Here is a 14,249-nt window from a genome sequence, read left to right as displayed (position 1 = left end):
TCGTGCGTCATCCCTCGCCCGCCACCCGCTCCGTTCCCCGCGTGGCCGCATCCGCCTGTGTCCTCGCCGCTGCGGCGATCCTCATCCCCAGCGCGCCAACTCTGCTGCCCAGCGCGGCCGCCGTGCCGCTCGCGCATGCCAGCGCGTGCCTGGCCGGTTTCGACTGCGATATGAGCAGCCGGATCGCGGCGGTCGACAAGTACCTGACCGGTCGGCCCGGCGTCACCGGTTACGTTGTGCGCGACCGGGTCTCCGGTGGCGTGTACGCGAATGCCAACGCGGAGAACAAGGTCTGGACCGCGTCCACGATCAAGCTCGCCATCGCCGAGGATCTGCTGAACCGGGCCAGGGTCGGCGCGATCAACCTGACGCCGGAAGATCGCGGCACGATGGAGTCGATGCTCGCGACGTCCAACGACGGCGCGGCCGACATCCTGTGGACCAAGTACTCGGGCATCGATCGGATGGCGTTCAACAACGCGTTCCGCGCCAACGGCATGGCCACCCTCGACCCGCAGCCGACCAACACCGCACTGTTCCCGGACTGGTCGTTCCAGAAGTGCACCGCCGCCGATCTGGATCGGCTGATGGACAACGTCCTCAACCGCATGCATCCCGACGACCGCAACTACCTGCTCGACCGAATGCGCGCGGTGGACAGCAACCAGCACTGGGGCGTGTGGGGCGCGGGCGCGGCGATGCGGCCCGGCCTGAAGAACGGCTGGTCTCAGGAGCAGGGCGGCTGGGTGGTCAATTCGGTCGGGTTCGCCGGCCCCGGCGAGCGATACACCCTGGCGATCATGACCGCGCTCGGCGACAGCGGCGGCTTCACCGAGGGTTCGGACACCGACACCAAGGTGGCCGAGATGTTGTTCGCCGGTCGCTGACCGGCACCGAATCCGCTACGCACACAACGGGTTCACGCGGAGCGCCGCTGCAGCACCATCGGCGCTCCGTCCCTCGGGAACGGAATCGAGGTGTACCCCCACGGCATTCGGTATGCCTCGGGAATCTGCCACGCGTACGCACGCACCAGCGCGGCAATGACCGTCTTCACCTCGAAGGTGCCGAAATGCATGCCGATGCACTTGTGCGCGCCCGCGCCGAACGGCAGCCAGGCCAGGCGATGCGACTTGTCCTCGCGCCGTTGCTCGCCGAACCGTTCCGGGTCGAAAAGCTCTGGCCGGGTCCACAATTCGGGCAGCAGGTGGTTGACCTGATAGGCGAGGTCGATCGGGGTGCCCGCCGGAATGTAGTGGCCCGCGATCTCGGTGTCGCGCACCGCACGACGCGACAGCCCGGGCACCGGTGGCATCAGCCGCAGGCTCTCCTTCACCACCAGATCCAGGTCGCGCAGACCCTCCAGATCGGCGATAGTCGGTGCCACACCGTCGATTTCGGCGTCGAGCGCGAGCACCTCGGCACGCACCCGCTCCTGCCACTCCGGGTGCTTGCCCAGGTAGTAGGCCACGGCGGTGGCCGTTGTCGTGGTGGTGTCGTGCGCGGCCATGATCAGAAAGATCATGTGGTTCACCACATCCGCGTTGCCGAACACGCCGCCGTCCTCGCTGCGCGCGTGGCACAGACCGGAGAAGAAGTCCGGTGATTCGGTGCGCCGCTTCTCCGGCAGCATCGCGGTGAAGTACTCCTCCAGCACCTTCCGGCCGCGCAGCCCGGACCGCCAGTTGCCGCCGGGCACCGAGTGCCGGATGATCGCCAGACCCGCATGCGTGCAGTCGATGAACGCGTCGATCAGCTCGCGTCGCTGCGCGCCGACGTCGACGCCCATGAACGTCTCACCCGCGATGTCGAGGGTCAGCTCCTTGATGGTCGGATACAGCCGCACCGTCCGTTCGGCGGTGCCGCCCTGCGGAATCCAGCGTTCGATGCTCGCGCGCACCACCGGGGTCAGCGCGGCGAGGTGGGCTTCGAGACGGTCCCTGGTGAACGCCTGCTGCATGATCCTGCGGTGGAATTTGTGCTCGTCGAATTCGAGTAGCAGCAGGCCGCGCCGGAAGAACGGGCCGATGAAGTAGTCCCAGCCCTGGCCGAAGTCGCGGCGTCGACGGCCGAGTACCTCGTCGAGCGCCTCGGGTCCGGCGACGAGCACCCGGTCGATGCCGAGCGAGGTGTTCAACGAGACCGGTCCGTATTTGCGATAGCGGCCGACCATCTCGGCCGGGCCCCAGCGCATGTACTGCAGCACTCGACCGAGGTACGGCAGCCCGGCGTCACCGTGCACCGCGGTGGTCTCGCTGCCCTCTGGCGGCGTCGCGAGGATCTGATGCCGCTCGGGGAGCCGATCCAAGGCCCGATCGAGCAGATGGTCGTGTGGGATGTCGATCAGCGCGGCGTTCTCGGAATCGGGTAACGCGTCGGATTTCGCGGGCACGGTGGGCTTTCGACCGACTGCACGGTCCCCGGCGACCATCGCGAACCTCCCTGAACGACAGTGCTTATCGTATTCTCTTTCGCCCATTCGTTAGGCCGGTTCGCCGCAACGAAGTGCAGTAATGGTGCCCCGGCAGGCAGCGGGCAGTGCGGCGCAACACACCGGGAACTGGGATGTCGTCGCGACGGTCGAGATGGAGCCGACTACGGTTGGGATCTGACAACAACCGTTCGCGGGGGATAAACCCCCAGGTCTGTCGAGGAGTCAGGACGATGAGCACTCAGCCTGTGGAGAACCGTCGTCACCAGGTGGTGGTGATCGGCTCCGGCTTCGGCGGCTTGTTCGGCACCAAGCACCTCAAGCGCGCGGACGTCGACGTCACGTTGATCTCCAAGACCACGTCGCACCTGTTCCAGCCGCTGCTCTACCAGGTCGCCACCGGCATCCTCTCGGTCGGCGAGATCGCGCCCGCGACCCGGCTGGTGCTGCGCAAGCAGAAGAACGCGCAGGTGCTGCTCGGCGATGTCATCGACATCGACCTCGAAGCGAAGACCGTCACCTCGCGGCTGCTCAACTCGAACACGGTCACCCCGTTCGACAGCCTGATCGTGGCCACCGGCGCGCAGCAGTCGTACTTCGGCAACGACCAGTTCGCCACCTACGCCCCCGGCATGAAGACCATCGACGACGCGCTCGAACTACGCGGCCGCATTCTCGGCTCGTTCGAGGGTGCGGAGCTGGCCACCAGCCAGGAGATGCGGGACCGCCTGCTCACCTTCGTGGTGGTCGGCGCCGGGCCCACCGGAGTCGAATTGGCCGGGCAGATCGCCGAACTCGCCGATCGCACGCTCGAAGGAACGTTCCACAACATCGATCCGCGCGACGCTCGCGTGGTGCTGCTCGAGGGTGCGGGCGCGGTGCTCGGCCCGATGGGACCGAAGCTCGGTCTCAAGGCCAAGAAGCGGCTGGAGAAGATGGGCGTCGAGATCCAGCTCAACGCCATGGTCACCGATATCGACGCGCTCGGCGTGACGGTCAAGGACTCCGACGGCACCATCCGCCGCATCGAATCCTCCTGCAAGGTGTGGTCGGCCGGGGTGCAGGCCAGCCCGCTGGGCAAGATGCTCGCCGAGCGCTCCGACGGCACCGAGGTGGATCGGGCCGGGCGCGTCATCGTCGAGCCGGACCTCACCATCAAGGGACACCCGAACGTCTTCGTCGTCGGCGACCTGATGTCCGTGCCGGATGTGCCGGGCCAGGCGCAGGGTGCGATCCAGGGCGCCACCTACGCCGCCAAGGCGATCAGGGCGGGGCTGAATGGTCAAGCGCCGCAAGACCGTAAGCCGTTCAAGTACTTCAACAAGGGCAGCATGGCGACCGTGTCGCGGTTCAATGCCGTGTGCCAGGTGGGCAAGCTGGAATTCAGTGGGTTCATCGCCTGGCTGGCTTGGCTGGCGCTGCATCTGTACTACCTGATCGGGTACCGCAGCCGGATCGTCACCGTCATCCAGTGGTTCGTCACGTTCCTCGGGCGTAGTCGCGGGCAGATGGCGGCCACCGAGCAGTGGGTGTTCGCGCGGCTCGCGCTGGAGCAGGTCAATTCCGATGAGGAAGAGGCCGACGAACTCGCGGCCGCGCTGGGCGCACCGCCGGCGAACGGCAAACTCGCCGAGAAGGCCAAGGCGGCTGTCGAGGGCCGGATCAGCTGACCCCCATACACCGACCGAAGGCGACCTTCATGCTGTCTGGACAGCTGAAGGTCGCCTTCGGTCGTTAGCGGGGCGAGTGTTGCCGCGCGACCGGTGCACAGACTGCAAGGTCGGGTTCGGGGGATGTGTGTCGGATGTCTGAAACGGCGGTCGCCGGTCGTATTCGCAACCCATACGTAGCTATTTGACGGCAATGCCACCGCCGCGATATCGGCCGGAAATGCACCCATCCAGGCGCCGAGCAGATCCGAATGTGGGACGTCGAAAGTGACATCTCTTCTGACCTGACGAAAGGCGATCTACCTATGGGCACAGGCAAGCACAGAGCCCCCAACCCGCAGCGGCAAAAGGTGGGCTCGATGGTCGCGGCAGGTGCGGTTCCGTTGGTCCTCGCACTGGTCGGCACCGGCACCGCCAATGCCGAGCCTGCACAACCCAACGCGGCGGCACAGCCCGACCATCCGGCCCAGTGGCCCGCGGCCGAGCCACCGAACGCGATGCCGTACGAGGGCCTGCAGATCCCGGACAACACCAAGAGCTCGCTGCAGTGGTCGCGGCCGCTGCCGGAGAAGAAGTACCTGGCACCGGTCGGCGTGCTGCACGCACCCTTCCCGGTGGCCCCGGTGCCGCCGATCGCGCCGCCGCCCGGCAAGTTCCGCTTCGGCGACGTGCAGGTGGACGCGCCGAACTGGATCGACTCCGAGCAGGCCATCCAAATCAATGACAACTCGGCCATCGCCGAGGCCAACCTGGCCACCTTCCTCGACTCGATCGGGATGGAACGCAGCAGGTCCGACCGGATCGCCGGGCAGACCGTCGGCACCGCCGCCATGGGCGCGCTGGCCGGTGCGGCCTCGGGTGCCCCGTTCGCGGCGACCTCCGCGCTCGTCGGCGGCGCAGTGGGCCTGGTTGTCGGGCTGCCGTTCGTGCCGGTCGGCATCGTGGCGGGCCCCATGCTCGGCGCGACCTTCGGCGCGGCCGTGATCACCGTCCCCGCGGCGGCGATCGGCGCTGCCGCCGGTGCGGCCGTCGGCGCGGTGAACGCGTTCAACGCCCCCTCGCGGGTCGTCGCCGACTGATCGTTGGGTGCGGTTAGTACGCACCGGGGTGGGAGCTCGACGACACTGTCGAGTTCCCACCCTTTCTCTTTTCTCCCGTTCTGGGCGGGATACACCTCGGGGTGACGGCCGCCACCCACGCGCGTTTCTGATTCGGCGCGTCGCTTTCGGCGAGTCGTCGTAGTGTCAAGATCAGCGCAACACGACAGCAAATATTCGAGAGGGGATGCGGTGGAAGCCGGGCAATGGGTGGTCGTGTTCTTCTCCATCGCGCCGTTCTTCGCGGCGTTCGGACTGATGGTCGCGCGGTACGTCCGCATCCGGCGATACGGGCGGCACGGGGGCGAGTACAACGATCCACTCGCCAAGGCCGGGGGCGGTGGTGTCCTGCCAGGCACTGTTTTCCAGGAGGACTTCGGCGGCACCGGGACATCGCAGGCGTGGGCAGCGACGGGTGAACCGGAACTGCCGCGGCGATCAGCGGACGACGCCGCGAGAGGTCGTTCCGGTGAGCCGCGTCGATCAGCAGACCGCGAAGAGTGAGTGCGTTCGGGTGACCGGAACCCATCGATGCCGATCAGCGACCACTAGGAGTGAGACCGCTCGGATCAGGCACATCCGTCCCCGATCAGCGCACCACCAAGAGTGAGCTCGTTCGGGTGAGCAGGGTTCCGCCCGCTGCCAGCGGGAGGCGAGTCTCGGTGAGGCCGGTGGTTTCGACCGGGCGATCGTCCGGGTAGCGCAGTTCGCTCTCCAACGCTCGCGGCGCGGTGAGCGGGTCGTCCGCGGCCGTGCCTGCCCCGAGCTCCAAACGGTGTCGCAGCAACGGGATTTCGCCGAGATCGGCGATCAGGTCGCCGCGCCAACCGCCGTTGTCCTCGCCGGAACGTCCGATCTGGACCCGTTCTCGTAACCGCAGCTTGGCGTCCGGCGCGAGCCGGATCGAGGTGATGGTGTGATGCTGTGCGCCGCCCGCCACGATCGTCGGCTCCGGATCGAAGTCGAGGTCTCCCCCGCTGTCGACCTGAAAGTTCCAGCGCGCCAAGGACGCCGGCGTCGCGGCGCTCGGCAACGCAATGGTGGCCGCGACCGAACGCACGGCAAGGCGCGCGCCCGGTCCGACCACGATGGTGATGTCGAGCTCGTCCCCGCCGAGCGGGGTCGCGGCGGTACCGATCAGGTGCACGGTATGCGGGCCGGTGCGGCGGGCCGACAGCCCGCCGCTCGCGTGGATCTCCGGCAGCGCCGCGGTGCTCGCGACAATGCGAACCTCAGTGCGCAACAGCGGATTCGGTATCGGCCCGATCCTGCTCGGCCATCTTGTGCAACTGCTCGCGCACCCAGGCCAGCACCGGGGTGGCGGCCGGGTCGTCGGTGAGCGAGATCAGCGCGGTCGGGCGGCCCTCGCGCACCTTGGCCGCGTCGCGCTCCATCACGCCGAGATCCGCGCCGACCAGCGGCGCGAGGTCGGTCTTGTTGACGACCAGCAGGTCCGAAAACGTCACGCCGGGACCGCCTTTGCGCGGCACCTTGTCGCCGCCCGCCACGTCGACCACGAAGATCTGCACGTCGATCAGGCCGGAGGAGAAGGTGGCGGTGAGGTTGTCGCCGCCGGATTCGACCAGGATCAGATCCAGCGGCGGGTTCGCGGCGATCAGGTCGTCGATGGCGTCCAGGTTCGCGGTGATGTCGTCGCGGATGGCGGTGTGCGGGCAGCCGCCGGTCTGCACCGCGGTGATCCGCTCGTCCGGCAGCACCGCGTGCCTGCGCAGGAAGTCGGCGTCCTCGGTGGTGTAGATGTCGTTGGTCAGCACGGCGAGCGAAAGTTCTTCGCGCAGTTGCCGGCACAGCGCCGCCACCAGCGCGGTCTTGCCGGAGCCGACCGGGCCGCCGATGCCGATGCGCAGTGCCTCGCCGGGCGTGCGTTGACGTTTCGGCCGATCGTGGGTGTGGTCGTGCGGTTCACCGTCGATCAGGTGCGGTGGCATGGTGGCGATCTCCTTCTTTCCGGGGACTCAGCTGGCGAATAGTGGCATGTCACGGTGCAGGTGACGTTGGGCGAGGACGTCCTGCAGCGGGTCGGAGAGGCAGGCGAGACCGTCGGCCGCCTCGGCCGCGGTGCGGTCACACAGCTCGGCGAGGCGGACGGTGCAGCCGGCGATGGCGGCGGGGTCGAGGGCGAGCAGGCGTTGGGCGGCGGTCGCCGCGCCGGTCAGGGTCGTGTAGACGACCACGCTCGCGATCTCCCGCGGGGTGACCATGCATGCCGCGCCGACCTGGCCGAACACCGTCGAGAGGTGCGGGCGCGCGCCGAGCGCGGACCAATCCTCTTGCGGCCATAGCTGTTTGGCGAGTCGCAGGAGTCCGCGGCCCTGCGCGCGCGAGGCCGTTCGCGCGGCGGGCGACGGTGTCCGCGCGTCCGCTTCGACCTCGGCCCGCGCCAGTTCTAGCGCGCCCGCACAGACGGCGGCGGCCAGCGAGGCCGCGACCAGGCCCGAGGTCCGGATGCGGCGGCGCAGATACAGCTCGACTGTCGCGACGTCACGCACCAGGCCGGACGCGATCGCCTCCTCGACTCCCCCGGAATGCACGTGCCCGCCGATCGGCAACCGCGAATCCGCCAGCGCGAACAACGTCGCCAGACTCGCCGGACCAATTTCACCCACCGAGGGATCTTATGCCCGGCGTGTTGCGTCGGCGTGTCCTGGTGGGCGTTCTCCGCTGATCGCACGCATCCAACTGAAGTCGCCCCTGACCATCACTTCGGCACGCCCGTTCGTCACGCACCGACGCATCCCACTCCTCCGGGGTGACTCGTTGCGGACTTCCGCGATCGAGGCAAGCCAAATGGTCGTTCTCAGAATTCGAGGCGAGTCATATGGTCGCTGTTGAAGATCGACTAACGACCATATGACTCGGGTCGATGGTGGTCAGCGGCGGAAGGTGCGTTCGAAGAAGCGCTGGACTTGGTTGCGGGTGAGATCGGTCCAGGCTTGGACGGGAGCGGACCACCACGGGGCGATTTCGCGGGGCTTGGCGGTTACCGCGTGGCAGACGAGGTCGGAGGCCTCGTCGATGGTCAGGCCGGGGACGCGGCTGAAGTCGGTGGGCGCGCTCATTCTGGTGTGGACCAGCGGCATGTAGATGGACGTAGTGGTGACGCCGTCGCCGGCGACCTCGGCGGCGACGCTGCGCAGCCAGACGTCGAACGCCGACTTCGACGCACCGTAGGCGGCCCACTGCGGGGCGGGCGGGGAGAGCACACCCCAGGTGGAGATGTTGACGATGTGACCCTGTTTGCGTTCGCGCATGTCCGGCAGCAGGGTGAGCAGCAGGCGCACCGGGCCGAGGTAGTTGATGTCGATGGTGCGGGTGAAATCGTGGAAGCGGTCGTAGGACTTGTCGATCGAGCGGCGAATCGACTTGCCCGCGTTGTTGATCACCACGTCGAGGTGGCCGTGCTCCGCCAGCAGTTGACGGCCGAGCTGCTCGACGGCGTCCATATCGGTGAGGTCGGTCGGATAGACGTGCGCGGCGCCGCCGTCGGCCTTGATCTCGGCGGCGACCTGATGCAGGTCGTCGGCGGACCGGGCGACCAGCAGCACAACCGCGCCCGCCGCACCGAGCTTGCGCGCGCTGGCCTTGCCTATCCCGTGCGACGCGCCGGTGACCAGCACGATCTTCCCGTCGACGGCCGCGCGCAGCGCTTTGTCGCGCGGCCGGGACTTCGGATACAGCAGTCGCGTCGCCACTCGTTCGGCGATCGGCCGCCCGTTGCTCTGCGCCGGTGTTTCGTTCACGCTCCCGACTCTATTAGCAGCGCGCCAATTTGGCCCGCGATCGTTGGCCGCTAGTGACCCGCGCCCGCGTTCGAAGGGACGCGAGCCGGCGAGGCGAAGCGCGCGATGATCGCCATCGCGATGAGCACCGTGGCACCGACCGCGGTCGCGATATGCATTCCGGAGACGAAGGATTCGCGCGCGGACTCGATCAGCGCGGTATTGCCGCCGGCCTGCTGGATGGTCTCGCCCAGCGTCTCGGCGTAGTCGCCGCCGGACCGGAAGATCAGGGCGGCAAGCGATCCCAGCAGGGCGAGGCCGAGCGCGTTACCGAGTTCGAAGCTGGTTTCGGAGATGCCGACGGCCGAGCCCGCGCGTTCCGGCGGTACCGAGGACACCGAAACATCCGACACCAGGGTGAAGGCGAGCCCGTAACCGATTCCGGCGATGGTGGATCCGACCAGATACCACCCGAGCCCGCCGTGCACGCCGACGCCGAGCAGCATGAGATTGCCTGCCGCCGAAGCGGTCAGCGCGAACACGAAGGTGTTGCGGGTGCCGAACCGGCGACCGAACCGAGCGCCGCTCATCGAGCAGACGAACACCGCGATCGCCATCGGAATGCCGAACAGGGCCGCAGCGAGCGGGTCGCGGCCGGTGACCGACTGCAGGTAGATGCTGGTGAGGTAGCTCATCGCGGCCAGCGACATCATGCCGACGAGGCTGGACCCGATGGCCACCGAGAACCCGGCGCGCGCGAACAACCGCAGGTCGAGCAGCGGTTCTTCGAGCTTGCGCTGCCTGCGCACGAAGACGGTCAGGATCACCACGCCGATCAGCGAGATGATGATCGCCGCGGCGTCGACCCCGTCGGCCGCGGCGTGCTTGATGCCGTACACCAGCGGCAGGATGCCGCCGATGGACAGCGCGACGCTCGGCAGGTCCAGCGGTCCGCGCACGCCCGCGCGGTGCTCGGGCAGCACGAACGGCCCGAGGGCGAGCAGGATCAGCAGCACCGGAATGTTGATGAGAAAGACTGAGCCCCACCAGAATTGGTGCAGCAGCATGCCGCCGATGATCGGGCCGACAGCCGAGCCGCCCGCGAAGAACGCGGTCCACACGCCGATGGCGGCGGCCCGCTTGCGCGCGTCGGGGAACAGGGTGGAGATCAACGCGAGGCTGGACGGCAGCAGGGTCGCACCGCCCGCACCCATCAGCGCCCGCGCGATGATCAGCACCGCGGCGCTCGGCGCGAAGGCGGCCAGGATCGAGGCGATGCCGAAGATGGTCGCACCGGCCAGCAGGATGTTGCGCCGCCCGATCCGGTCGCCGAGGTTGCCCATGGTGATGAGCAGGCCCGCGATCAGGAAGCCGTAGATGTCGAGGATCCACAGCTGCTGGGCGGCCGACGGGTCGAGGTCGACGGTGAGGGTCGGCATCGCCAGGAACAGCACCGAGATGTCCATCGACACCAGCAGCACCGGGAGCAGCAATACCGCAAGGCCGAGCCAGGCACGGCGCGAGCCGACAGCGGGCGCCGCCTGGGCGGACCGCACTGCCTCAACGTCTGTCATCCTGAATCCTCTCCATTTCGCGTACGGCGTACGCACAAGCTGGAGTACAGTGTACGCAACCTCCCCCGGAAGTGAAAGTGAGTCATCCGATGTCTGAGCTCAAGCTCAACCGAGCTGCCATCATCGACACCGCGATAACGCTTGCCGACGAAGAGGGCCTCGACGCGTTGTCCATGCGGCGGATCGCCGACAAGATGGGCGTCGGCGCCATGTCGCTGTACCGGCACGTCGCGAACAAGGACGAACTATTGGCCGCGATGACCGACGAGGTGGCGCGGCGCAATCCCTATCCGTCCGCGGCGGGACAGCAGTGGACCTGGCGCGATCGGGTTCGCATCGCTGCCGAGATCGATTGGGCGCTCTATCAGCAACATCCATGGGTGCTGCTCACCTTCGCGACACCGCGCTACAGCTTCGGGCCGATGAGCCTGGCCTGCCTGGCGTGGATGGTCGAGGGCTTCGCCGAGCTGAATGTCTCCACACGTGAGGCGACGACGATGGCGTTCACCGTCTGGAATCACATCTCCGGCGCGACCCTGCCGCACATCAGCGCCGCGCTGATGGCACGCAAGGGGATGAACCCGGAGGGCGACAACGGGCTGCGCACGATGCTGAAAGGAAGATCACAGTTCCCGGTGCCCGCCGCGCTCGCCGACCTGGAAGGCAGCGGGATCAATGACCTCTCACAGGAGGATCTGCTGTACGCCGGGCTGGCCGCGCTCTGCGACGGCTTCGAGGCCAAGGCGCGGCAGCGGGCCGACTTGACCTGAACCTAGCTTGATGTTGCACGGTGGTGGCGACCATCACGAACAGGAGCCACCGTGCACGCGATTCGCCTTCATGACTTCGGCCCGGCCGACAATCTGCGCTACGAGACAGTTTCCGATCCAACGCCGGGGGCGGGTCAGGTGCGAATTGCCGTGGCGGCGGCCGGTGTTCATCTCATCGATACCGCGTTACGCAAGGGGCTGCCCGGGCCGTATCCGGTTCCCGAACTGCCTACGGTGCCCGGTCGGGAGGTCGCCGGGACGATCGATGCGGTCGGCGCCGAGGTCGACCCGGGGTGGGTCGGCAAACAGGTGGTCGCGCATCTGGGCATGGCGCCCGGAGGTTATGCCGAGCTTGCCGTGACCGAAGTTGCTCGGCTGCACGAGATTCCGGCGAAACTCGGACCGGCCGAGGCGGTGGCGATGATCGGCACCGGGCGTACGACCTTGGGGATTCTGCAGTTCACCGACCTCGGCCCCGACAGTGTCGCGATCGTGACGGCCGCGGCGGGCGGAATCGGCACGCTGCTGGTGCAATACGCGAAGAATGCTGGAGCGACGGTGATCGGTCTTGCCGGTGGGCCCGCGAAAGTCGAACTGGTGCAACGCAATGGCGCCGACCTGGCGGTGGACTATCTACTCCCCGACTGGCCCGAACAGGTCGGAGGTTTCCTCGCGGATCGGCGCGCGACCGTCCTGTTCGACTCGGTGGGCGGCGAGATAGCCCGTGCCGCTATCGATCTGCTCGGTAAGGGTGGACAGCGGCTGGTATTCGGTGCGTCCGGGCAGAATCCGAAAGATGCTGCCGCGCCTACGTTGTCGACCGAGGAGTTGGCCGCGCGCGGCGTTACCTCCGAATTCGTTCTCGGTCCGCCGATGATCCAGCGCGCGGGCGGCGACATTCGCATTCTCGAAGACCGGGCCATGGCCGAAGCGGCCGCCGGGCGGCTACGGCCCGCGGTGCAAAAGTTCGCACTCGCCGACGCGGCCGACGCACACCGCGCGCTCGAGACCCGAGCGACCACCGGCAAGGTTGTGCTGATCCCTTGAAACCGATTGAGCGGCTTTGTGTTCCCTCTCTACGCTCGACAGCTATGGGAGGAAATTCGGGGCTGCTCAATGTCGTCGATGTCGAGGCAACCTGCTGGGAGGGCAAGCCGCCGCCCGGTACCGTAAGTGAAATCATCGAAATCGGTTTGACCGTAGTGGATTTGGTGTCGAATGAGCGGCTCGGCAAGCATCGAATTCCGGTCCGGCCTGCCCGTTCCACGGTGAGCGAGTTCTGCACCGAATTGACCGGGCTTACCCAGGACGAGGTCGATACGGGTGTCTCATTTGCCGAGGCGTGCCGGTTGTTGGCGACCGAGCACGAGGCGGGTGCACGTACTTGGGCCAGCTGGGGCGACTACGACCGCAAACAGTTCCTGAGCCAATGCACCGCCACCGGTGCCGCCTACCCGTTCGGACATCAGCACACCAACGCCAAACTGGTGTTCAGCGAGGCCTACGGGCTGAACCGGCGGCAAGGCATGGCGGGCGCGCTGCATATCGCCGGGCTTCCGCTCGAAGGGCGGCACCATCGAGGTGAGGACGACGCATGGAATATCGCGGCGCTAGTTCTCGATATCGCGGGGCGCGGAGCTTGGCGGGTAACGAGTACCGACTGAGCTGTCCGATCTCCACTGGCATGCGCGCGAATCCCGCAGCCGCACAATACGAAAGCTCAACAGCTGGATCATCTGACCCCAGCTGCGCACTAGGACACTACCGAATCTCGATTCAGTGGCACACCACGGCGGCGCTTTCGCGTTTCGCCGCCGCATGTGCCACTGAATATGATTCGTCGGACGTTGGCGCACCCGCTGACCTGCAGGGGAACGCGGCATGGGCCGCGGTGGGGACTCTGCGGGTGTGTGGCGCGAATTCCGCTGGCGTGGTGTGTGATTGATCGCGAATGACATTGGCCGGCGTCGTCCGCGATCAAGCGATGTCAGTCTGTCGGGTCGCCGTTCACCACCGCGTAGGCGAAGCCGTCCCAGCCCTTGCCGCCGACGGTTTGCACGACGGTCGCGTCCAGCGTCGGCTCGGCGGCGAACAGTTCGACCACGGCGCGGCTGGCGCGGATCGCCGCGTCCGCGGAGTTCGCATCGGCGAGGCCGCCGTTGCGGACGACATTGTCGACGATGATCACCGAGCCAGGACGGGTCAGTTTCAGCGCCCACTGGACGTAGTTCGAGTTGTTGACCTTGTCGGCGTCGATGAACACCAGGTCGAACGGTTCGGGCTGCTCGTCGGCCAGCACCGGCAGGCTGTCCAGGGCGGCACCGACCCGAATGTCGACCCGGTCGCCCACGCCCGCATTATCGATGTTCTTGCGCGCGACCTCGGCATGCTCCGGCTTGAATTCGAGGGTGACCACCTGCCCCTCCTCGCCGACCGCACGAGCAAGCCAGATCGTGCTGTACCCACCGAGCGTGCCGATCTCCAACACCCGCCGCGCCCGCGCCGTCCGAGCCAGCAGATACAAGAACTTCCCTTGCGGCGGTGACACATCGATCGCAGGCAGCTGCGCGGCCGTATTCGCCGTCAACGCCGCCGCCGTCCCCGCATCCTGCACCAGCGTGTCGACAATGTAGTCATCCACCTCGGACCATTCGGTTGTCGTCATACCTCGCAGTCTGCCACCGCAGCGACCACCCGGCCGGACGGCCGGCTAGCCGCCCACCTCCCTGCAATGATCCGCACCAGATCTCGGGATCCGCACCCGTTGCGAGACGACCTACAGGGTGTAGAACGAATGCGTATCCCGCCACCCACGGCCCATTCAAGATCACGCGCTGTGGGATCAGCCGGACTGGGCCGGGCCCGCAGAATGCCCACTGCTGTCGGCGGAATCTGCACCCTGTCTCGGGATCCGCACTCGCTCTAGGGCCCTATTTCGAGTGCGGATCCCGAGACGGGAGTTCGGAA

The 14,249-nt window shown here is 67.3% G+C and carries 14 protein-coding genes; 7 read left to right on the top strand and 7 right to left on the bottom strand.

The window, feature by feature from the left end; genetic code table 11:
• Positions 1 to 41 precede the first annotated feature (41 nt).
• Positions 42 to 887 carry a tat pathway signal sequence gene (locus ABZ942_RS33225; RefSeq protein ID WP_357389070.1) on the top strand — a complete coding sequence of 282 codons (846 nt, stop codon included), beginning with the start codon at positions 42 to 44 and terminating at the stop codon, positions 885 to 887.
• Between the two features lie 32 nt (positions 888 to 919).
• Here the strand turns inward: ABZ942_RS33225 and ABZ942_RS33220 are convergent, their stop codons facing one another.
• The gene (locus tag ABZ942_RS33220; RefSeq protein WP_357389068.1) at positions 920 to 2,431 is read right to left on the bottom strand and encodes a cytochrome P450; all 1,512 of its coding nucleotides are present in this window, start codon (positions 2,429 to 2,431) and stop codon (positions 920 to 922) included.
• 233 nt (positions 2,432 to 2,664) lie between these two features.
• On the opposite strand from ABZ942_RS33220, the gene ABZ942_RS33215 reads away from it, so the two are divergent.
• The 3 genes from ABZ942_RS33215 to ABZ942_RS33205 all read left to right on the top strand — a co-directional run bounded on the left by ABZ942_RS33215 (position 2,665) and on the right by ABZ942_RS33205 (position 5,702).
• Entirely contained in the window at positions 2,665 to 4,101 is a 1,437-nt protein-coding gene (locus ABZ942_RS33215) for an NAD(P)/FAD-dependent oxidoreductase (RefSeq protein WP_357389066.1), read from the top strand.
• Positions 4,102 to 4,460: 359 nt separating this feature from the next.
• Complete coding sequence (locus ABZ942_RS33210) at positions 4,461 to 5,180, top strand: hypothetical protein (RefSeq protein WP_357389064.1); 720 nt, start codon at positions 4,461 to 4,463, stop codon at positions 5,178 to 5,180.
• 210 nt (positions 5,181 to 5,390) lie between these two features.
• Positions 5,391 to 5,702, top strand: coding sequence for a hypothetical protein (locus ABZ942_RS33205; RefSeq protein ID WP_357389062.1), 312 nt, complete (start codon positions 5,391 to 5,393; stop codon positions 5,700 to 5,702).
• Between the two features lie 85 nt (positions 5,703 to 5,787).
• On the opposite strand, the gene ABZ942_RS33200 is transcribed toward ABZ942_RS33205, so the two are convergent.
• The 5 genes from ABZ942_RS33200 to ABZ942_RS33180 all read right to left on the bottom strand — a co-directional run bounded on the left by ABZ942_RS33200 (position 5,788) and on the right by ABZ942_RS33180 (position 10,512).
• Entirely contained in the window at positions 5,788 to 6,441 is a 654-nt protein-coding gene (locus ABZ942_RS33200) for an urease accessory protein UreD (RefSeq protein ID WP_357389060.1), read from the bottom strand.
• Positions 6,431 to 7,147, bottom strand: coding sequence for an urease accessory protein UreG (gene ureG / locus ABZ942_RS33195; RefSeq protein ID WP_357389058.1), 717 nt, complete (start codon positions 7,145 to 7,147; stop codon positions 6,431 to 6,433). The genes ABZ942_RS33200 and ureG overlap by 11 nt, the downstream gene beginning before the upstream one ends.
• Before the next feature lie 27 nt (positions 7,148 to 7,174).
• The gene (locus tag ABZ942_RS33190; RefSeq protein WP_357389056.1) at positions 7,175 to 7,825 is read right to left on the bottom strand and encodes an urease accessory UreF family protein; all 651 of its coding nucleotides are present in this window, start codon (positions 7,823 to 7,825) and stop codon (positions 7,175 to 7,177) included.
• Between the two features lie 264 nt (positions 7,826 to 8,089).
• Positions 8,090 to 8,911, bottom strand: a complete 822-nt coding sequence (locus tag ABZ942_RS33185; protein WP_357389850.1) for an SDR family NAD(P)-dependent oxidoreductase — start codon at positions 8,909 to 8,911, stop codon at positions 8,090 to 8,092.
• A 98-nt stretch (positions 8,912 to 9,009) separates the two neighbouring features.
• Complete coding sequence (locus ABZ942_RS33180) at positions 9,010 to 10,512, bottom strand: MFS transporter (protein ID WP_357389054.1); 1,503 nt, start codon at positions 10,510 to 10,512, stop codon at positions 9,010 to 9,012.
• Positions 10,513 to 10,601: 89 nt separating this feature from the next.
• On the opposite strand from ABZ942_RS33180, the gene ABZ942_RS33175 reads away from it, so the two are divergent.
• From ABZ942_RS33175 to ABZ942_RS33165, 3 genes are read left to right on the top strand one after another with little or no spacing between them, the layout of a single operon-like run.
• Positions 10,602 to 11,282, top strand: coding sequence for a TetR family transcriptional regulator (locus tag ABZ942_RS33175; RefSeq protein WP_357389052.1), 681 nt, complete (start codon positions 10,602 to 10,604; stop codon positions 11,280 to 11,282).
• A gap of 51 nt (positions 11,283 to 11,333) precedes the next feature.
• Positions 11,334 to 12,329, top strand: a complete 996-nt coding sequence (locus tag ABZ942_RS33170; RefSeq protein ID WP_357389050.1) for a zinc-binding dehydrogenase — start codon at positions 11,334 to 11,336, stop codon at positions 12,327 to 12,329.
• Between the two features lie 44 nt (positions 12,330 to 12,373).
• The gene (locus ABZ942_RS33165; protein WP_357389048.1) at positions 12,374 to 12,946 is read left to right on the top strand and encodes a 3'-5' exonuclease; all 573 of its coding nucleotides are present in this window, start codon (positions 12,374 to 12,376) and stop codon (positions 12,944 to 12,946) included.
• A 323-nt stretch (positions 12,947 to 13,269) separates the two neighbouring features.
• Here the strand turns inward: ABZ942_RS33165 and ABZ942_RS33160 are convergent, their stop codons facing one another.
• Positions 13,270 to 13,947 carry an O-methyltransferase gene (locus ABZ942_RS33160; protein ID WP_357389046.1) on the bottom strand — a complete coding sequence of 226 codons (678 nt, stop codon included), beginning with the start codon at positions 13,945 to 13,947 and terminating at the stop codon, positions 13,270 to 13,272.
• Positions 13,948 to 14,249: the final 302 nt, after the last annotated feature.

The sequence above is a fragment of the Nocardia sp. NPDC046473 genome (genome assembly GCF_040645995.1).
Lineage (GTDB): Bacteria > Actinomycetota > Actinomycetes > Mycobacteriales > Mycobacteriaceae > Nocardia.
The sequence above is the reverse complement of the archived record's forward strand: the minus strand, read 5'-3'. Positions and strand labels throughout refer to the sequence as shown.

What these genes read in the sequence shown, in the direction of transcription:
- ABZ942_RS33220 (WP_357389068.1), bottom strand. Translation starts at nt 2,431, where the DNA reads ATGGTCGCCGGGGACCGTGCAGTCGGTCGAAAGCCCACCGTGCCCGCG.
- ABZ942_RS33215 (WP_357389066.1), top strand. Translation starts at nt 2,665, where the DNA reads ATGAGCACTCAGCCTGTGGAGAACCGTCGTCACCAGGTGGTGGTGATC.
- ABZ942_RS33210 (WP_357389064.1), top strand. Translation starts at nt 4,461, where the DNA reads ATGGTCGCGGCAGGTGCGGTTCCGTTGGTCCTCGCACTGGTCGGCACC.
- ureG (WP_357389058.1), bottom strand. Translation starts at nt 7,147, where the DNA reads ATGCCACCGCACCTGATCGACGGTGAACCGCACGACCACACCCACGAT.
- ABZ942_RS33180 (WP_357389054.1), bottom strand. Translation starts at nt 10,512, where the DNA reads ATGACAGACGTTGAGGCAGTGCGGTCCGCCCAGGCGGCGCCCGCTGTC.
- ABZ942_RS33175 (WP_357389052.1), top strand. Translation starts at nt 10,602, where the DNA reads ATGTCTGAGCTCAAGCTCAACCGAGCTGCCATCATCGACACCGCGATA.
- ABZ942_RS33165 (WP_357389048.1), top strand. Translation starts at nt 12,374, where the DNA reads ATGGGAGGAAATTCGGGGCTGCTCAATGTCGTCGATGTCGAGGCAACC.
- ABZ942_RS33160 (WP_357389046.1), bottom strand. Translation starts at nt 13,947, where the DNA reads ATGACGACAACCGAATGGTCCGAGGTGGATGACTACATTGTCGACACG.